The 19,513-nt window shown below is 45.4% G+C and carries 18 protein-coding genes; 3 read left to right on the top strand and 15 right to left on the bottom strand.

The window, feature by feature from the left end; all coding sequences use genetic code 11:
• Nucleotides 1–2: 2 nt before the first annotated feature.
• The 5 genes from recJ to AC58QC_RS05460 all read right to left on the bottom strand — a co-directional run bounded on the left by recJ (nucleotide 3) and on the right by AC58QC_RS05460 (nucleotide 6,039).
• Nucleotides 3–2,420 carry a single-stranded-DNA-specific exonuclease RecJ gene (gene recJ / locus AC58QC_RS05480; protein WP_497414193.1) on the bottom strand — a complete coding sequence of 806 codons (2,418 nt, stop codon included), beginning with the start codon at nucleotides 2,418–2,420 and terminating at the stop codon, nucleotides 3–5.
• A 67-nt stretch (nucleotides 2,421–2,487) separates the two neighbouring features.
• Complete coding sequence (locus AC58QC_RS05475; protein WP_497414192.1) at nucleotides 2,488–3,441, bottom strand: cation diffusion facilitator family transporter; 954 nt, start codon at nucleotides 3,439–3,441, stop codon at nucleotides 2,488–2,490.
• 65 nt (nucleotides 3,442–3,506) lie between these two features.
• A complete protein-coding gene (gene secF / locus AC58QC_RS05470; RefSeq protein WP_497414191.1) occupies nucleotides 3,507–4,433 on the bottom strand; it encodes a protein translocase subunit SecF in 927 nt (308 codons plus the stop codon).
• A complete protein-coding gene (secD, locus tag AC58QC_RS05465; RefSeq protein ID WP_497414190.1) occupies nucleotides 4,423–5,658 on the bottom strand; it encodes a protein translocase subunit SecD in 1,236 nt (411 codons plus the stop codon). Before secD ends, secF begins: the two co-directional genes overlap by 11 nt.
• Before the next feature lie 96 nt (nucleotides 5,659–5,754).
• The gene (locus tag AC58QC_RS05460) at nucleotides 5,755–6,039 is read right to left on the bottom strand and encodes a post-transcriptional regulator (RefSeq protein ID WP_497414189.1); all 285 of its coding nucleotides are present in this window, start codon (nucleotides 6,037–6,039) and stop codon (nucleotides 5,755–5,757) included.
• Between the two features lie 161 nt (nucleotides 6,040–6,200).
• Here AC58QC_RS05460 and spoVB point away from each other — a divergent pair, with 161 nt between their 5' ends.
• Nucleotides 6,201–7,766, top strand: a complete 1,566-nt coding sequence (gene spoVB / locus AC58QC_RS05455; RefSeq protein ID WP_497414188.1) for a stage V sporulation protein B — start codon at nucleotides 6,201–6,203, stop codon at nucleotides 7,764–7,766.
• Nucleotides 7,767–7,774: 8 nt separating this feature from the next.
• Here the strand turns inward: spoVB and AC58QC_RS05450 are convergent, their stop codons facing one another.
• Nucleotides 7,775–8,461, bottom strand: coding sequence for a DUF421 domain-containing protein (locus tag AC58QC_RS05450; RefSeq protein WP_497414187.1), 687 nt, complete (start codon nucleotides 8,459–8,461; stop codon nucleotides 7,775–7,777).
• Nucleotides 8,462–8,565: 104 nt separating this feature from the next.
• Nucleotides 8,566–9,894 carry an ArsB/NhaD family transporter gene (locus AC58QC_RS05445; protein ID WP_497414186.1) on the bottom strand — a complete coding sequence of 443 codons (1,329 nt, stop codon included), beginning with the start codon at nucleotides 9,892–9,894 and terminating at the stop codon, nucleotides 8,566–8,568.
• Nucleotides 9,895–10,005: 111 nt separating this feature from the next.
• Between AC58QC_RS05445 and AC58QC_RS05440 the strand changes: the two genes are divergently transcribed.
• Together AC58QC_RS05440 and AC58QC_RS05435 are read left to right on the top strand one after the other, a co-directional pair.
• Nucleotides 10,006–10,386, top strand: a complete 381-nt coding sequence (locus tag AC58QC_RS05440; protein ID WP_497414674.1) for a TIGR04086 family membrane protein — start codon at nucleotides 10,006–10,008, stop codon at nucleotides 10,384–10,386.
• Nucleotides 10,387–10,482: 96 nt separating this feature from the next.
• Nucleotides 10,483–11,322, top strand: coding sequence for a phosphatase PAP2 family protein (locus AC58QC_RS05435; protein WP_497414185.1), 840 nt, complete (start codon nucleotides 10,483–10,485; stop codon nucleotides 11,320–11,322).
• A 64-nt stretch (nucleotides 11,323–11,386) separates the two neighbouring features.
• On the opposite strand, the gene yajC is transcribed toward AC58QC_RS05435, so the two are convergent.
• From yajC to AC58QC_RS05395, 8 genes are all read right to left on the bottom strand, one after another.
• On the bottom strand, nucleotides 11,387–11,698 hold the full coding sequence (yajC, locus tag AC58QC_RS05430) for a preprotein translocase subunit YajC (RefSeq protein ID WP_497414184.1): 312 nt from the start codon (nucleotides 11,696–11,698) through the stop codon (nucleotides 11,387–11,389).
• Nucleotides 11,699–11,713: 15 nt separating this feature from the next.
• Nucleotides 11,714–12,853, bottom strand: coding sequence for a tRNA guanosine(34) transglycosylase Tgt (tgt, locus tag AC58QC_RS05425; protein WP_497414183.1), 1,140 nt, complete (start codon nucleotides 12,851–12,853; stop codon nucleotides 11,714–11,716).
• Between the two features lie 48 nt (nucleotides 12,854–12,901).
• Nucleotides 12,902–13,981, bottom strand: coding sequence for a tRNA preQ1(34) S-adenosylmethionine ribosyltransferase-isomerase QueA (gene queA / locus AC58QC_RS05420; protein WP_497414182.1), 1,080 nt, complete (start codon nucleotides 13,979–13,981; stop codon nucleotides 12,902–12,904).
• Between the two features lie 9 nt (nucleotides 13,982–13,990).
• Nucleotides 13,991–16,198, bottom strand: a complete 2,208-nt coding sequence (locus AC58QC_RS05415) for a SpoIID/LytB domain-containing protein (RefSeq protein ID WP_497414181.1) — start codon at nucleotides 16,196–16,198, stop codon at nucleotides 13,991–13,993.
• Nucleotides 16,199–16,376: 178 nt separating this feature from the next.
• The gene (gene ruvB, locus AC58QC_RS05410) at nucleotides 16,377–17,384 is read right to left on the bottom strand and encodes a Holliday junction branch migration DNA helicase RuvB (protein WP_497268972.1); all 1,008 of its coding nucleotides are present in this window, start codon (nucleotides 17,382–17,384) and stop codon (nucleotides 16,377–16,379) included.
• Between the two features lie 33 nt (nucleotides 17,385–17,417).
• The gene (gene ruvA / locus AC58QC_RS05405) at nucleotides 17,418–18,047 is read right to left on the bottom strand and encodes a Holliday junction branch migration protein RuvA (RefSeq protein WP_497414180.1); all 630 of its coding nucleotides are present in this window, start codon (nucleotides 18,045–18,047) and stop codon (nucleotides 17,418–17,420) included.
• On the bottom strand, nucleotides 18,044–18,547 hold the full coding sequence (gene ruvC / locus AC58QC_RS05400) for a crossover junction endodeoxyribonuclease RuvC (RefSeq protein WP_497414179.1): 504 nt from the start codon (nucleotides 18,545–18,547) through the stop codon (nucleotides 18,044–18,046). The genes ruvA and ruvC overlap by 4 nt, the downstream gene beginning before the upstream one ends.
• Before the next feature lie 133 nt (nucleotides 18,548–18,680).
• Nucleotides 18,681–19,346: a BofC C-terminal domain-containing protein gene (locus tag AC58QC_RS05395; RefSeq protein ID WP_497414178.1), complete on the bottom strand. Its 666-nt coding sequence runs from the start codon at nucleotides 19,344–19,346 to the stop codon at nucleotides 18,681–18,683.
• Nucleotides 19,347–19,513: the final 167 nt, after the last annotated feature.

The following is a 19,513-nucleotide window of genomic DNA, read 5'->3' as shown; positions in this document are numbered from 1 at the left end:
TTTTATTTTATGTTATCAGCGATCCATTGCTCCAGCTCTTTCGCTGAAGAATACATAACAATGGCTTCAACTTCTTGTCGATGCAATCGATGCTGGTACAATCGTGATGTGGTTAAATCTCTTTTGGCCGGAGTGGCACTCAATGTAACCATATTATCATGTTTCACTACAAATTCTAATTCCTCGAAGACAGATAAAATAAAATGTATCATACCTAGTGATAATCCCGATCTTTTACTAAAAGCAGTCATCATTCTGGTATCTTGCAGTTGAAGTGACTTCTCCTTCTGCAAGGTGCCATACAGCATCTTAAACATCTCCCGGGAAGGCAATGTATTTCCACTATCCTGCCCAAGTTCTGCGAATACAGGATAGCACCGCATCATGCCTGTTGCCTGCTGGAGTACCCCTTTCAGACTGGCAATACGACGAGGTAATGTGTACAAAATGACATCTTGCAGCTCACCGAACATCACCCCGCTTGCTGCCTCATTGCCTGGCCTCACTTGTTCGGTATCCTGTACAATCCAATAAGGCACATGATGACCGACCTGCGAAGCAGTTGACTCGAATAAGGCTACGTCCGCTTCATCAAAAAGTAGGATACCAGGTGACCGAGGCGGCACCGCCCCCCCCGCTGAGAGATTGCTCGCAAGCGCTGCAAGCTTCAGATGCAATTGTCCCGTACCTCGCCAATCGAATACCTGGGTGTGCTGGATGCGCAGATCCTGCATGATGATTTGCGGCTTCCTAACGCCATTCCACTCATTAATCGAGAGCTCACCCAGCACATCAACCTTGGCCGAGGGGGCAATTAACGCTGCTAAACTTCCCTTGCCGAAGCCTACTGCTTCAACCATGCAGCTGACTTCATCCTTCGCTTGAGAAAGTCCTAGTTTCAGATGCTGCTTTTCTTTGCCCATGGTTCGAATATCTTCAAGTCCTAAATCAGTAAACATAAATTTAGGCGATGGATTCCCCATACCGAAAGGTGCTAGCAGTTCTAACCCCTCAATGCTTGCTATAGGAACATCCGCTAGGCTGCACTGATTATCTACGCGTAAGACAGGTACGAAATCTTGCTCAGTCAACGTTGCTTCTGCAAGCTCATTTAATCGGAGTGCGAAAGCTTCCAGATGACTACTGTCCAAGCTCATTCCAGCCGCTGCTTGGTGACCTCCGTAGTGGTCGAGAAGATCCTTACAAGCTGTCAATGCCTTGTGCAAATCAAAGCCCACAATCGAACGCGCAGAGCCTTTGGCCATCCCCTTCACAGGATCAATGCTAAGTACCAGCGTTGGGCGATAGAATTTCTCCACAATCTTCGAGGCAACAATCCCAACGACTCCAACGTTCCAGTTCTCTTTGGCTACGACTATGACTTTATCCAAGCCCTTCGCTCTCTGCTCCTCAGCCATCGCAAAGGCTTCTTGAACCATATCCTCAACGATTTGTTGACGCTCCTTATTCAGCATATCCAATTCAAAGGCAATTTGCTCCGCTTCTTTTTCATCTGTCGTAGTAAGCAGCTTAACGGCAATGTCGGCTGCTTCTAACCGACCGCTAGCATTAATTTTGGGAGCAAGCGAGAATCCGATATGTCCTGCGGTAATCTCTTTCCGTTCTATGCCCGAAACACCAATAAGGGAACGAAATCCCACGTAACTGGAATCCTGCATGCGTGCCAAGCCCATCTTCACGATCAACCGATTCTCGCCTGTTAGCGGCATTAGGTCGGCAACCGTTCCAAGCGCCGCGAATTCAAGAAGCTCTTCTGGAAATCGCTCCAGCAGCGCATGTGCGAGCTTAAATGCAACACCTACACCTGCTAATAGCTTGTAAGGATAAGGACAGCCCGGCTTCTTAGGGTTAATCACAGCCAAAGCGTCTGGCAGTACTTCTGGCGGCTCATGATGGTCCGTTACAATCACATCTAAGCCTATTTCTTGGCAATACGCAATTTCGTGAACGGCGCTGATTCCCGTGTCCACGGTAATGAGCAGCCCGACACCTTGCTCCTTCGCTAACGCAATAGCAGCGCGATTAAGACCATAGCCCTCGCGAATCCGATGAGGGATATAGGTATCGAAATGAGCCCCTAATCCTTTTAACAAATGTGCCATTAAGGATGTACTGCTGACACCATCGGCATCATAATCGCCATAAATACGGATCATCTCGTTGTTCTGCAGCGCTTTGCGGATTCGCTCCACAGCTGGAAGCATCCCGTCCAGCAAATAGGGATCATGGTAATCGCTGATGCCACCCTGCATAAATTGTTTGGCCTCTGGCACGCTGCGGATATCTCGAAGCACTAGAATACGGGCAACCAAGGGTTCCAACTGCAGCTCACGTACAAATTCTTCCACAAGCGCTTCATCCGCATTTCCAATGTTCCATCTTGCCTTCGGTGCTAGCACTTGGTGAGTCCTCCTTGGCGTTTTCCTAAGAAAATTTCATGATAGCTTAGATTTAGAAAACTGTGAATTAGTGTAGAACAGATGGCAGCTCGCTTGCTTCCATATCTGCCTGTTGTTTATAGGGATAGCCTGCATCGTAGGGATTCACATGAATGAACACATTGGTCACATGATGGTACTGCTTCATCAGCTGTTGTTTTATTTTCTTCGATACCTCATGCCCCTCCCAGACGGAGAGCCTAGGATTCACACTGATCGTCATTTCGATTACAACATAATGTCCGTGTTCTCTAGCGCATAGATCATCAACAGTAATCACACCATGAATCTTTTGAACGGCTGTAACGAAATCAGCTGCCTCTTCCTGATGAAGAACGTTTTCTGCTGAGGTAGATATCGTTTTGTTGAATAAAGAGAATCCCATTTTACAAATTAGAAGTGCTATGAGAAGTCCAGCTAATGCGTCTGCATAATAAAGTGCGCCATATCCCATTACATGCGCTAGCATCGTCGATAGTATACCTATCCCGACTACAAAAGAAGAGTATATATCGGAACGCTGTCTCCGCGCATTGGCAATGAATTCCTCTGTTCCAACTTGTTTGGCGAGTCTACGCAAGTATTGGAACATGGATTCCTTTGTAAGAAGCGAAATCACTAAAACAATTAGGGTAATTCTACCAGGTTCAATCTCCGCATGATTTATCCATGATTTGACCGATATAATGCCCATTTCAGTGCCAATCACCATGATCAGGACAATAAGTAGAATCGAACCGACTGAAATTTCCCCATCCAACCTTCGATAAGAAGCACCCTCAAGCTGCATCCTCGTTGTTCTTACTCTCCCGATAGCAGCAGCTAGCACACAAATCCCTGCTGCCGATTGAGCCGCTGCTGCGAGCAGCGAAATACTATGCGCCTGAAAGCCTACTATACCATTCAGACAAGTCAGAACAGAAAGGATCAGCATGCCTACCCAAAGCGCGTATTCTGTCTTATGAAAACCCTCGTCTTTCACGTGGCCATTCCCCCTGAACGGATACAAAGGCCGCGCAACAATCACGCGGCCGGTTATTATGGTTATTACGCTGCAGCTTTCTTTTTAGAACGTGATAATGAATTTCTTTTGAACAAATACCATAAGGAACATGCAATGAAGATAGACGAGTAAGCCCCACTCGTTAAACCAATTAACTTGGCCAATGCGAATAACTTAATGGACTCACTGCCGAACAGATATAAACATCCTGCAGCAATTAACACCACGAGTACCGTATTGATGTTACGCGCCATCGTTTGCCAGATACTGTCATTGACCAAAGCAACAAGATCAGCGTCTGTCTTAAGTTTAGCGAAACGTAGATTCTCACGAATCCGGTCAAAGATAACGATCTTATCATTGATGGAGTAACCGATCGTGGTCAAAACTGCCGCAAGGAACGGAAGGTTCACTTCGAAGCGGAAAATGGCAAACATCGCAATAACGATGAACGCATCGTGCAAAATAGCAATAATTGCTGCTAGGGCAAATCGCCATTCGAAACGGATACTCACATACAAGCAAATTAATACGCTTGAAATTGCGACTGCGTATACCGCTTTAAGCAATAATTCTTTAGCAAGCTGCGGATCAACGGTATTGATTTCCTTCGAAACCTCAGCGCTATAGGCTGTTGCAAATGCTTTTTGGATCTTGTTCACCGTCGCATCGTCAAGAACGTCATCGAAACGGATCGACACGCGATCACTATTATTACCACCAATTGTAGGATCCGCATATTTCGATTTCACATCACCACTTGTGTTCAATCCGTGCAAAATTTCCTCAACCTTAGCACTATCCAACTGCTTACCGACAACAAGGTCGATATTCGTTCCCGCTTTGAAATCGACACCGAAATTCATGCCCGAGGTTAAAATAATGACTAACCCAATGATCAGGATTGCGGCCGATATGATGAAAAATTTATTGCGATTTTTAACAAAATCATACTTTTGCTTAGAGTCCACGGATATCTGCCTCCTTTACACCGAAATAACTTGGCTTTTTCAGCAAATTACCTCGGATAATAAGATGCAGCAGCCATCTGGAGAACAATACGTTCGTTAAGATACTGATAATAATACTCATCATCGTAATAACTGCGAATCCGCGAATAGCACCGTTACCTACATAATAAAGCACGATACCTGCAATTAAGTTTGTTACGTTCGCATCCATAATCGTACGGAAGGAATGCTTTGTCCCTGCTTTCAAGGATGAAAGGATACTCTTGCCTGCACGGATTTCTTCACGAATTCGTTCGTATGTGATAATGTTCGCATCAACAGCCATCCCTGCTCCTAAGACTAAGGCAGCGATACCAGGCAATGTCAATGTGGCATTCATAAAGTCGAAGATCGCTAATAATACCCAAACATACGTGATCAAAGTGAAAGCCGCTACTAGACCTGGTACACGGTAGTAAAGCACCATGAACAAGAAGATCAAGATCGAAGCGATTAGCCCCGCTCTAGCTGTCTCATGAAGGGATGCTTTCCCTAATGTAGCATCAACACGTTGTATGTATTTTTCCGTTAATTTAAGCGGCATTGCGCCTAAGTTAATCATTTTCGCTACTTTGGTTGCTTCAGCAACATTCGTTTGTGTAATGATTGCGGAGTCGCTGTCAATTGGGAAATTAACCGATGCCGTCGACTGAACAACATCATCCAAGTAAATAGACAACGTACTGCCAACCAGCTTCGTTGTTACTTCCTTGAATTTCTCTCTGCTTTTCATTTTGATCTCAACGATCGGTTGCTTCGTATTCGGATCATAGCTTAATTTCGCTGCATTCTCGACGAAGTCAGTTCCATTCATGTAAACCGTTCCATCAGGACCTCTGAAAGTAAGTACAGAAGGTTTGGACATCAGGGTACGAACTTCTTCTTCGTTCTCTACACCCGCTAGACGAACACGGATACGATCTGATCCTTCTGGGTACACCTCAGGTTCAGCAACACCGAGGGAATCGGCACGTTTTGCAAGACTTTGTGCAGCTTCCGTAAGCGTTTCCTTCGTGAGGGGCTGTCCAGCCGTTAACGGCTCCGCGGTGTACAATATTTCAAAACCGCCTTTTAAATCCAATCCAAGCTTAATACGTTCTACTAGTCTAGGGCTCGTTGCTCCAACTGCGCCAAGAACAATGACAACCGTTAGAAAAAAGAACGAAATTCTTTTCCAATCCAGCATCTGTTGCTAGTCTCCCTTCAATACTCAATATGCCTATTATACTCAGGTCTGAAAAACGAGTCAATTTAAGTCGTTTCATGAAAAATAAGCCCATTCTTAGAATTGGGCTCCTCTATACATACTAATCGTCATCCAGTTCATAAACGCTGTAGATTTGAGGGACAAAATGTCATTTACGATTTGATGGAGAGAGGGCAACCCTGTTTTACGGTATTTATCACTTACACAATCCCATATATCCTTGCCGGTAACATGCTCGTACCCAAGCAGAACAAATTCCTCAACCTTGCTCAAACATAAGTTTTCGATGATTTCATTCAATTCATGATCCGAAAGACCCGGATTCTCTTCTTCGCTTCCATTATCCTGTTCGTCATTCATTGGGGGATCCTCCTAAGGCATGGTTTAACCTGTATGTACGGTAATTCGAGAGACACCTCGCAATTTCCTGCCAAATACGCCCTTGTCCCTAAAATCTTAGCATGAGCTTGGCCAGCTCGCGCATAGTCATAGGTATGACACTATCGGAAGAGGGTATGGCAGTGACCAAGCAGTCGTTTATTAGAGGTACAATGATCCTGCTCGCCGCAGGTATTTTGAATCGCATACTTGGCTTCATACCCAGAATGACTTTACCGCGCGTGATCGGGGCCGAAGGCATTGGTATATATCAAATGGGGTGGCCTTTCCTATCTGTTATTTTAACCATCATTACCGGAGGCATTCCTATCGCTATCGCCAAGTTGATTGCAGAAGCGGAGGCAGAGAAAAATGAGACCCGCATTCGCAGTATTTTGCGCATATCTTTAGCGATCACTATAACCCTAAGCATCATTTTTACTTTTATCTGCATCGTAGGAGCCTCATGGATCACATCGCATTTGTTAACAGATTCACGCGTTTACTACACTTTCCTATGTATGAGTCCCATGATTCCCATTATTGGTGTATCGGCAGTGTATCGCGGTTACTTTCAGGGCAGACAAAATATGATTCCTACCGCGACCTCACAAATTATGGAGACATTGATTCGTATCGTCATGGTCTTAGTCTGTTCGTATATGATGATTCCTTACGGGATTGAATACGCGGCAGCCGGGGCGATGATTGGCGTCTTAGCAGGCGAAATTGGCGGACTTGCTGTCTTGGCCATTCATTTTAGATGGGATAAAAAAGCTTCACCAAAGTCTCCTCTTGCCCACATCGGTACGAAGAAAACGACAGGGCGACTTACGAATTTACGTAGAATCTTACGCATTTCCATCCCGATCACTGGAAGCAAGCTCATCGGTGCCGGCTCCTATTTACTTGAATCCATCTTAATTGCACAAAGCTTAGCGATCGCTGGTATTACGACTTCCCTTGCAACCGCACAATATGGCGCATTACAAGGCATGATTATTCCCATCATTCTTCTACCAAGCGCACTTACGATGTCATTATCCGTCTCTTTAGTTCCTTCGCTAAGTGAAGCAGCCGCTCGCAAAGACCTCAAAACGATTCATATGCGTTTGCATCAATCCTTGAAGCTCGCTTTAGTTACAGGTGCCCCATTCGCAGTCCTGATGTTCGTTCTTGCTGAACCCATTTGTACGTATATGTACAATCAGCCCGATGTCAGTGTCATGCTCAAAATGATGGCACCCATTGCGATTTTTATTTATTTTCAAGCCCCGCTGCAATCTGCTTTGCAAGCATTAAACAAGCCAGGAGCTGCGCTAATCAATACCTTGATTGGTTCGACTGTTAAGCTGGCATTGATCTACTGGTTAGCCAGTAAACCTGAAATGGGCATTCACGGCGCCGTATTTGCGATTAATGTCAATATTGTCTTAGTTACCTTGCTGCATTGGAACAGTGTAGTCCGACTACTCAAATTCCGGATGGAAGGCAGCAGTTTCGTAAAAATTGGTGCGGCCATGCTGCTTTCTGGCCTTGTTAGCTACGTCATCATGTATGCACCTTGGGTCTCCGTGACTTGGATTCGCTTTGTCTCCGCCTTACTTCTAGGTCTCTTCTCTTATATCTTTTTCATCACCGTATTCCGACTCATTAGTCTTAAGGATATTGGACGTCTGATGAATATGGGCAAAAAAATAATACGCTGAATCGCGACTTATCGCTTACGATCGAGAAACATTCTGCCGCGATGATCTATCGAGCAATAGAATATTTCTTTAAAATCCCTAGCCCCATTTTCTTGGAGCTGATTTTTCAACCAAAACCTTGTTTGCCCGATTTTCTCTAAATTATCGTCTTGGACTTTACCATCCATAATCAGAGGCAGCGGTAAGCCTTCATAACGAATGGTTTCTTTTAACTTCGTGACGCCAGCACCTGTCTCTTTCCCATCCTTGTCTTTCTCAATTACGCTTAATTTCCCCGAAGGCTCCAGTATGGCAAATTCCACATCAGCCACGTTCATCACTTTATTTTGTCTTAATTGCAGCATCAAATCATCTAAATTATAACGATGCTTCTTCATTTCCTCGCGATTGATCATTCCTTTATTGATTAGAACACTCGGCTTACCATCGAAAAGCACACGAATGGCTCGGCTTTTTAACGTGATATAAGCAATGACAACTTGAATAAGCACCAATGTCGCCATCGGTAAAAGGCCAGCCATAAGAGGCTTCTTCGTATCCTCAAGCACGAAAACTGCAATTTCCGCAATCATAATGGAAATGACAAGATCGAAAAGCGACAGCTTACCAATCTCACGTTTTCCCATGATACGAAGCATGAGAAATACGACAAAATAGATAAGCACCGTACGCAAAAAAATGGTCAGAATATCCATTGCAACCTCCCTGATCTAAGCTCTTGCTTGTTCTCGGAGTTCACTGGTATTCTGACCGCCAACGCACTTCATCATGCAGATATTACGTATTCAATTGTTGGCAATTACAACAAGAATAATTTGAAATACAACGTAGAAATCAACAGCAGAACGAAACAAATCGGGGCAGCAACCACCACATACTCACTTTGTTTTAGCTTTACTCCATCATAATAAGTAAATGATGCCGCGTATAAGCTTGCGATTGAGCTGATTAGCGTTACACCGCTTCCAATCCCGCTTCCTACGATCAATGCCCACCAAATCGGCTGTGTGGATACCTCTATAAGCTGCTCCATATGGTCAACGATTGGAATCATAGCAGCTAGGAATGGGATGTTGTCCATCATTGCAGCACCAAAGGTATTCAACCATAGCAGCAAAATGGACAAAAAGGGAATACTGCCTTGACTTAGCTCAAGACCTCTGCTTGCAATGAACCCCGAAAACCCTGCATAAGTTAAGCCCCCAACCATAATGAATAAGCCTAAGAAAAACAGCCATTGCGTTTCTTTCAGATGATGCCAGACCAGACCATAATCTTTGTTTTTAAAAAGATCTAGTATGTCTTTGTAATTCATCGCGAGTAGAGCAAGAGCACCAGAGGCCGCAATGTAGGCTGGGCTCCAAGCTAGTACACCATGAAGACAAAGCGTAACAATGGTCAAGCCCGTTATCAGGCTGCTTCCCAGAACATACCCTCTATTTGCGGATAAATAGGAACTTGGCTTTATGCTGAGCAGCTCACGCATATAAGCTTCAGCTGCAACCAAACGCTTTCGATAGATCAACCACATAATGAGATAGACCACGGCTAATAGCAAGCAGATCAAAGGCAACAGCTTCATGAACATGTCCCCTGCCGAGATATGTCCAGAAGCCCCAAGCATACGGCTAGGAATATTTCCCATGATGGTGGCTGCTCCGCCAATATGTACGGATAATAGCATGGAGATTAGAAACGGAGCTGGTAACAGCCTCATCTTTTTCGAAGCAACAATAATAAAGGGTACTATGACAACGACAGCCATTAAGCTGTCCAACAGGGCAGAAATAAGCGCTGCTAGAAGCGATAGGCTAATGATCAGCGTTAATGCCCTCATACGGTATTTTCGAACGATTGAACTTACGATATAAGAAATTATGCCGGTTCTCTGAAAGAGGCTGGATAGGATGAAAAGGCTCACGAGATAGATTAGAATTGGCCAGTTCGCATAGGTGGTTAGTGCCTTTTGGAGTGGAACAATGCCTAATATCAGCATCAATAAGGCTCCACCAAGCGCGGTGTACATGCGATCCCATTTTTCAATTAATATACAAACATAAGCTGCCGCGAAAATAAGTAAAGCTGCTATTGCTTGCCACATAGCTGGACCCTGAGAGAATTCAGTCATAAATAATCACACTCCTTTGATCTATAGTTTGTACTAATTCTATGTGCTTGGCCATACAATGATGATAATGAAGCGTTCGAATATAGGAAAGGAATGATGCCTGTGAACCCTATGAAAACGGTCAGTCAGGTTCGAATAACATCGCCTTTATTTTCAGGACTCGTCTATTCATTTACTATGATGACCATTGGAACCATCGTGACCTCCTTGTTTTTACTTTTAACAAGCACACAAGAAAGCTCCTTACACACGCTAACAACCATCATCCACGCGGTCTCCTTATTTATTGGAGGATGGGTTTCAGGTAAACGAGGCGGAAGCCGCGGCTGGTATCACGGGGGCATGGTCGGCGTTTTCTACTTCATTCTTATTTTCTTAGTCGGTTTTCTGGCATTTGATGCAGGGTTGAATCTTCAATCCCTCCAATTACTTGGCATTTTATTCGCATCTGGGGCGCTCGGAGGCATACTTGGTGTAAATACTCAGAAATAAGTCTTTTCCGTGAAGATTGCACTTCCCCCCCGTTGAATGTGGTATAATGTCATAGTTATTGCCGCACAAAACTTCCAATATAAGGGGGGATACAACATGAGCCCTTTTCAATCTATGACGCATGCGACAGTCTATATTGTACTAACAATTTTCGCTTTTGTAATTATCGCAACGCGAAAGAGTCCATACACCATTGCGAGCAGCTTGGTTCAAGAAATATTTACTTCACGTAAGTTCCTTTTACATTTCATCGCGCTGCTTATGATCCTAATGGTCAATAAGATGGAGATGGCGATCGAAAAAGGAATGCAATACAAAGCCGATTTTACGAAGTCGATCTATGGCATCGAAGGTGACTTTGTTGCAACGATTCAACACTTTTTCCATAATGATATCCTTACGGTCATCAGTAGTTATTTCTATGTTATTATTTTCCCATCCATCATGATTACCTCCATTGCACTCTACACGTACCAGAAGAATCATAAACTTTTCTATGCGGTTTGTTATGCACTCATGTTCAATTATATGATTGCCATTCCATTTTATCTCTTTTTCCCAGTTAATGAAGTGTGGTTTTTCCATCCAAAAGTAGATCTGCTTATTTTAGATGTATTTCCCACGTTTGAGCAAGATTACAGACCGTTATCTGGACTGGATAACTGCTTCCCTAGCTTACACACATCGATTTCCATTTCAATGGCGGTTATCGCTGTCAAAAGCCGAAATAAGTTTTGGAAAATCTTCGTTCCCTGCTCAGCAGCCTTCATCATTTTCACAATCTTCTATCTAGGCATTCACTGGTTATCTGATATGTGCGCAGGTGTTGTACTCGGTGTTGTAGCTGCACGAATGGGTCTTCGCATTGCTGAAGGCCGGCTCATCCTTGGTGAGCGCGCACTACTCAAGCGTCGAGTAAAGAATAATGAATATTAAATTTCATATGTTTATGCAAACAAAAAGCGAGAGCCTATTATAGGTCCTCGCTTTTTAAATTGACTCATTCTTTAGAAGCAGGTGTTTGTGAAACCGCATTAACCGCAGAGCGATCAAATGTCATTTTCGTTGCATCGTTGACACGAAGTACACAAATGTCATCTGTGATTTCTACAATCGTGCCGTGAAGTCCGCCGATTGTTACTACCTTATCCCCTTTTTTTAATCCTCCAAGCATTTGACTACGTGTTTTTTGTCTTTTTTGCTGTGGACGAATAAGTAAGAAGTACAGAACTACGAACATGAGCACTAAAGGCCCGTATGTATACAAATATCCTACTGCACCAGTAGTACCTTCTTCAGCTGATAAAAACATAGGTATCCTCCTCTCTTAGAATCCTCTTTCATTATCATTCAGCCCGTAAGCGGCAAAGAAGGTATCGCGGAAATCAAGTAAACGATCTTCCTTAATAGCTTCTCTCACTTCACGCATAAGCTGTAATAGAAAGTGAAGGTTATGAATCGTCGTCAAGCGAATACCAAACGTTTCATCCGCTTTGATGAGATGTCGAATATAAGCGCGGCTATAATTCGTACACGTATAGCAGGAGCATTTGGAATCTAGCGGACCAAAGTCAGTTGCATATTTGGCGTTACGAATGACAAGACGACCAGAACTTGTCATGCAAGTCCCGTTTCTAGCAATCCGCGTAGGCAATACACAATCGAACATATCAATGCCGCGGATAGCGCCTTCAATTAAAGCGTCCGGCGAGCCAACACCCATCAGATAACGTGGTTTGTTTACAGGCATAAGCGGTGTTGTGTAATCTAGCACTTCATACATCAAGTGCTTAGGCTCACCCACACTCAGTCCACCAATAGCATACCCCGGGAAATCCATGGAAGTCAACTGCTCGGCACTCAGCTTACGGAGATCCTTATGCATGCCGCCTTGAATGATGGCAAACAAGCCTTGATCTTGGGGTCTAGCATGACTTTGCAGGCAGCGCTCTGCCCACCGCGTCGTACGCTCCAACGATTTTTTCACATATTCATATTCGGCTGGAAATGGCGGACATTCGTCGAAAGCCATCATGATGTCCGATCCTAGCGCATTCTGAATCTCCATCGCCTTCTCTGGAGATAGAAATAGTTTATCGCCATTCAAATGCGATTTGAATTGAACGCCTTCTTCGGTAATTTTACGCATATTGCTTAAGCTGAATACTTGAAACCCACCACTGTCCGTCAGAATGGGGCGATCCCAATTCATGAATTTGTGCAAGCCGCCTGCTTCTTTCACAATTTCGTGTCCAGGACGAATGAACAAGTGGTACGTATTACTTAAAATGATTTGGGCGTCCATCGTTTTCAATTCTTCCGGACTCATCGTCTTTACTGTTGCCTGTGTTCCCACTGGCATAAACGCAGGCGTTTCTATAACGCCATGCGGGGTGTGTACACGGCCTAAGCGAGCGCCGGATTGTTTACAGGTTTTAATCGGTTCATAGGTTACTGCTGCTGTCATGATATCCACTTCCTATTCTAAGCTTGCTCTTCTTGTTCGTGTATTGTCTTAATAAATTAGCATTGCATCGCCAAAGCTGAAGAATCGGTACTGCTCTTTCACAGCTTCTTCGTAGGCTCGCATCACATTCGACTTACCAGCTAATGCGCTAATGAGCATAAGTAACGTTGACTTGGGCAGATGAAAGTTCGTTAACAAAGCATCTACAACACCAAACGTGTATCCAGGGTAAATGAATATGGACGTCCAGCCCTGAGACGGTTGAATGAGTAATGGTTCACCTTCAATGTAACCAGGCTGCTCACGGCTCAATCCAGCGGCCGTCTCAAGTGTACGTGCAGATGTCGTGCCGACAGCAATTACGCGTTTCCCCGCTGATTTGGTCTCATTAATTAGAGATGCTGTTTCAGCTGATAAAATGTAAAATTCAGCATGCATTTGGTGATCTTCGATCTTGTCCACGGAAACAGGACGGAAAGTGCCTAGACCTACATGCAGTGTTACGAAGGCAAGTCGGACACCTTTGGCCTTGAGTCTCTCCAAGTAGTCCTCCGTAAAGTGTAAGCCAGCCGTTGGCGCGGCGGATGACCCTTCATGCTTCGCATAGACGGTTTGATACCTTTCCCGCTCTGATAGCTGCTCCTTGATATAAGGCGGAAGCGGCATCTCGCCTAATCGATCGAGGATCTCATTGAAAATTCCGGTGTAGCGGAATTGCAGTATACGAGCTCCCATGTCTCCCACATCTACGACTTCCGCAGTTAGAAGCGGTTCACTTCCCTCGTCAGTCGTCACGCCGAATACCGCAATAGCCCCTAATTGCATGCGTTTCCCAGGCTTGACCAAAGCCTCCCAACGATCCTCGCCGAGTGGCTTCAAAAGTAATAGTTCTACTTTAGCGCCCGTGTCTTTCTTCATACCAAAAAGCCGTGCTGGAATGACTCGTGTGTCATTCATCACGAGTAAATCCCCGGCTTCTACGTAGCTAATCAGGTCTTCGAACGTACGATGAGCTGTTTCGCCTGTTTCTTTATTCAGCGTAAGCAACCTAGACGCCGTGCGTTGCAGCAGCGGCGTCTGGGCAATCAATGATTCAGGTAATTCAAAATCGAAAGCTTGTACTTCCATGTGAGTTATTCATTCCTTCGTTATGTTGACCCCAGTATAGTACGTCTGAAGTATTTTTTTGTAATCGTAGCCCTTTTCGGCAAAGCCTTTTGCACCCCATTGCGACATACCTACACCATGACCAAACCCTTTTCCACGGAAAATGATTTGATTCCCTTGCAGTGTAGACGCCCCCTTTGTTGGGAGTCCAGGAGTCCCAGTTCCTGCCAACGCAGGCTTACTTATCCCCTTGCTGCTTAACGTCATGATATCCGTTGTCTTCACCGCTGTTGGCTGCGATTGTTTGCCAGATAACACATATACGGTATCAGGCGTCAAGCTGGTTGAAACAACCCCTGTACTACTCAGGATAGCTAAGCTTGGAGCATTAGAGCTAGTACCAGTATAACTGCCTGCACCTTCTATTTCAAACAGCGTGCTCGGCAAACCGCCAAGTGCGGCGCGAATGGCGTCCGGATTATCCAACTTCACGACAACACCGTTCGCTTTCAGCTCGATTGCTCGGCCAGACGGCCCTCTTTTGGAAACCTGCAGTGAGGTTAATTCCCCAGTAATAGTCGTTTTCGTAAATGCTTCAAGCTTACTCTTGATTTCACTTAATGTATAAGGACCTCTTATCCAGGAATACGCATTCGATTCCCTCTCTTGACCAAGGATGACGACTTTTTCCTTAGTGGCTAATTTTGCAATGGCAGGATTCGCAACGTTATCCACATATGGCGCGATGCGCACATTGACATCTGGCTCGGTAGCTTCGTATATGGCCTTACCTAACTTGTCCTTCTGCCCGCTGTCCTTGACATACATACTATGTACAAAGCCGATACGCCCGTCTGTCAGTTGAATCTGATACCAAATGGCTTTGCCCTGTTCAGCGCCTTCATCCGGGCTTGCTACGCTACGCAGGTACTCAACTGAATTCCCCCAGGCCTCGGTAGAATCTGCTGTAATCCCACCAGCATTCGACCCAAATACAGGTGAAATCAAGCCTTTCTTGTCTGAAATCACTTCATCCTTCGTGGCATCAACCGCTTGGTTGCCTGCCGTAAATTCTTTTTCCAAACCATAGTACGCCTGGTCAAGCGTTGTATCCGTAACCTGTGCAATCTCATACTTATTTCCTTGATAAATAGCGAATGTCCGCGCCGCAACTGCTTGAGCCTTCAATGCTTCGGTTGGCCATTGCGAGTTAAGTTCTGCACCAATAACGCCATATAAATATTGCTCCATTGGGACTTCATTCACCAAGGCTAGTCGGTCATGATACGTGCTGACCTCCATGTCTCCACGGAAGCTGCGGTCCATACGCTCTTTGACCGCGATGCCCATTTTCTTAGGATGAATCACCGTTTTCTGCTCACCGACGGCAGTCACATAATGAGGCACAGCAACCGTGGGACTGCTTGAGTTGGTTACATCCAACCTGCGGATCAGATAGGCAGCCTTCGTATTCGCAGCTTGGAGAGGTGTATTGGGTGCGGCTTTCAGCGCTGCTTGCTTCACTAGCTCCAGCTTGGCATCAGTTGCCTCATTCCCTAACCAAACACTATAGCCAACTTTGCCTGCCCCATCCGCCTGTAAAACGAGATCAGCTACAACACCAGCTTGTGTGTACAAAGCAATTTGCTGCTGTGCTGCAGCCTCTGACGCATACGTTCCCGCACTCAAATGGAGCGGACCGCTGATCGCAGGTGCAGCCGATTTCGTTAAGGCAGCAACTGTTGGATCCTTCAACGCTTGAGCTGCCGCATTTTCGGCTTCTGCCATCGTAGGCAGATTCCCGTAATACACTTGGTACACCATCTTACCTAATTTCACACGACTTAACACATAGCTTTCCTCTGCCATAACAGCCAGTTTGGCGTTCAAAGTCTTGGCCGCTGCGAAGTCTGACGATTCTAGCATCATCACACTATACTGATCCAATGACATCCGTATGGTTGAATCCGAAATGGAAGCATATGGATCCGCCACCGTATTCGCTGAACTTCGAACACCGATATCAAATCCTCCTGGTGATGAGAGTGAAACTAGCGGCTCTAGCTTTTTATATTTGGTAGCGTTAATGACAAGTGCAACGCGAATCTGGTCCAAATGCTTAATTCCCTCTGCATTGGCCTCAAGAACACCTAGGGAGGAAAATGTAGCGAAAGTTATTACAGCTGCCGTCAAAATGGCGATTCGTCTAGAATTCAGTTGCTTATGTCTTCCATACATGAAGGTATCGTTTCCTTTCTTTCTTAACTCTTATAGTAATGTAGACTCTAGCAAAAGGCAGAAGTTTTGTAAGATTTGCAGAAAAAATGACAAAAAAGACGAAAAAGCTCCTGCCTGCCTTACAGCAGAGGCAAAAGCTTCTCGTATGTCTCACATTGAAATGGCTGCTAACCATCAATTAGCGTTGCTCTGGTACAGGTAAACCGAGGTGGTGATACGCCTGTGGCGTCACGGTCCGCCCTCTAGGCGTACGCTGCATAAATCCGATTTGGAGCAAATACGGCTCATATACATCTTCTATGGTTTGACTTTCCTCACCGATGGTTGCTGCGATCGTTTCAAGCCCGACAGGGCCCCCTTGGAAGCTCTGAATTATGGCACGCAGCATCTTATGGTCAATTTCATCCAATCCCAAATCATCGACCTGCAGTAGGCGAAGCGATTCTTGGGCGAGCTCCATCGTGATGATGCCATCGCCTCTCACTTGCGCGAAGTCGCGTACCCGCTTCAGCAAGCGATTCGCGATTCGCGGAGTTCCGCGTGAACGCATGCCGATCTCGCGGGCTGCATCACCCACGATTCCGACCTGCAGAATGTCGGCTGTCCGGCTAACGATGTAGCTTAGCTCATCCACCGTGTAGAATTCCAGACGACTTACGACGCCGAAACGGTCGCGTAGAGGCGCAGAGAGCAGCCCGACACGCGTTGTGGCGCCGATCAAGGTAAATGGCGGCAGGTCTAGGCGCACAGAGCGCGCACTAGGCCCCTTGCCGATGATAATATCAAGGGCAAAGTCCTCCATCGCTGGATACAGCACCTCTTCCACCGTACGGTGGAGGCGGTGAATCTCATCGATGAATAGCACATCCCCCTCCTGCAGATTCGTCAGAATGGCAGCAAGATCTCCAGGCCGCTCGATGGCAGGCCCGGAGGTTGTACGAATATTCACGCCAAGCTCGTTGGCGATAATGTTGGATAGCGTCGTTTTCCCAAGTCCAGGCGGCCCATACAGAAGTACATGATCAAGGGCTTCTTTCCTCATCTTGGCAGCTTCAATATAGATCTTGAGGTTCTCCTTCGCCTGCTTCTGGCCGATATATTCAGCCAAATAACGAGGACGTAGACTATACTCGACCACATTGTCCTCCATCATAAAATTAGCCGATATGATCCGGTCATTGTCCATGGTGTCCCTCCTTCATTTGCACATTCAATTCACTTACATGGTAAATAGGGCTTGCAGGGCAAGCTTCACAAGTACATCAACGGAATCCGATGGCCCAGCTTTAGGCTTCACTTGCAGCCACGCACGATCGACTTCTGCCTCCGTGTAGCCAAGTGTCATTAAGGCTTCCTTCGCTTCGCTCCAAGGCAGTCCGCCCTCTGTTAATTGTGCTGATCCGACAACACTTAATGCGACAGCAGCTTCCGGACTCGAGAAGCTCACAGAGCCCAGTTTGTCTTTCAAGTCGAGAATAATACGTTGGGCTGTTTTCTTCCCAATACCAGGAAGCTTCGTTAGAAATGCCAAATTTTCTTGGCTAATCGCTAGAATAACAGCTTCGGGCCTTCCACCTGCTGCCAGAATACCCAGCGCTACCTTTGGACCGATGCCGCTCACATCTAGTAATAAGCGAAATAGGGACTGCTCATCACGCGTGATAAAGCCAAACAGTAGATGAGCGTCTTCCCGCACATGATAATGGATGAACATCGTGACATCCTCATTTTCCGTATGCGAAAGCGCATATGGATTCGGACAGAATACCCGATAGCCCACCCCATTCACATCGAGAACCGCATAATCACTTTCACGCAGGGCAACTTTACCTCGTAAGAAATCTATCATCTTTTCCTGACCTCATTTATCCTAGATTGAAGTGATGAAGAATGTGCATGACAAATAGCGATGGCAAGCGCATCAGCGACATCATCTGGTTTCGGCACCTGTGTCAGCTTCAGCAAAATTTTGACCATCTCCTGCACTTGCTTTTTCTCTGCATTTCCATATCCAACAACGGCTTGCTTCACTTGAAGCGGCGTATATTCAGCAATCGGCAAGCCAGCCTGTACGCCCGCAAGTATCATCACACCTCGCGCTTGGCTTACGGTGAATGCCGTTGTTACATTTCGATTAAAAAATAATTTCTCAATGGAGATCACATCTGGTTTATATTTCTCTATCAATTGCACTGTAGCGTCATAGACATCCTTCAATCGGATACCAGGATCCGTATGTGCTTCCGTTTGAATCGAACCATATTGTACCGGAACTAGCTTACTGCCGATTTTATCAATAAAGCCAAAGCCTACGATCGCGATCCCTGGATCAATCCCTAGAATACGCAAAGATATTTCTCTCCCATCTAATAAAAAGCGAACATATGTAGTCATTTTCCATTATAGCAGATAACAAAAAAAAGAGATAGACTCGGGATTTCCCGAAACTATCTCTGCGGCTGTATCTATGGTATTGTGTGAACTAGGGGCGCGACATTGCACCTTCCGTAACTTCAATGGCATAATCGCTGAAGGTAGATAATACGCTATTATACTCCTCTATATCGGAGACTCGGATTCCCTCGTGCAGCTGTGCAACCGTATCGCGTGGCAAACTGCTTTCTAACTGCTGTATATTGAGTTGGAAAAAGGTTCGAATGATGTGATTATTTGCTGGGGTACCGTTGAATAACGACAAATTGCTGCTTCCGTCGATTCCGAATACTGCTTTTTCTTTGCAGTCTGGAGATAGATCTTCAATGTTTTCCGTAAAAACAACCTCGCCAGTCTCTTGGATGGTTACCTGCCAACTAGGATGCTGTTTCTGCAGCGAGAGTAATTCTTGTGACGTATGCGAACCCAGCTGACTTCGTTCTTCACCACAAACATAGGACTTGAGCAAGTAGCTTTCTCTGCGATCCGAAATATTTTGCAACAGCTTTGCAGCTTCCTGAAGTCGTCGTGCATCATTTTCCGGCGTTAAACCAGCAATGGTCGCTTGAATTGTATCTTTCGGGTTGTGGAGGTCATTATTTCCAAAAACTAGCCAGGTAACGATAACAACCAGAACGAACATCCCTAGGGTCAACCAACTGCGCTTCCAGCGTAGCCTTTTCTTCAATTGCTTCAAGAACCGATGTACATTCACGTTATCCCCTTCTTCTTGTTTTTTCGTATTGTTTCCATTTGCAAGAAGCACTATACATCATTTACCATAGAAGAGAATGAAACCAATCAAGACGGATGGTGAATTTAACCATGAACGGAAGAAAGCCAATTAAGCGCACAACTCTCCTAATTATCGGCGTCATTTTA

This window comes from Paenibacillus sp. J22P51 (genome assembly GCF_059692215.1).
Note: the sequence above shows the minus strand (reverse complement) of the source record. Positions and strands in the feature narration are given on the sequence as shown.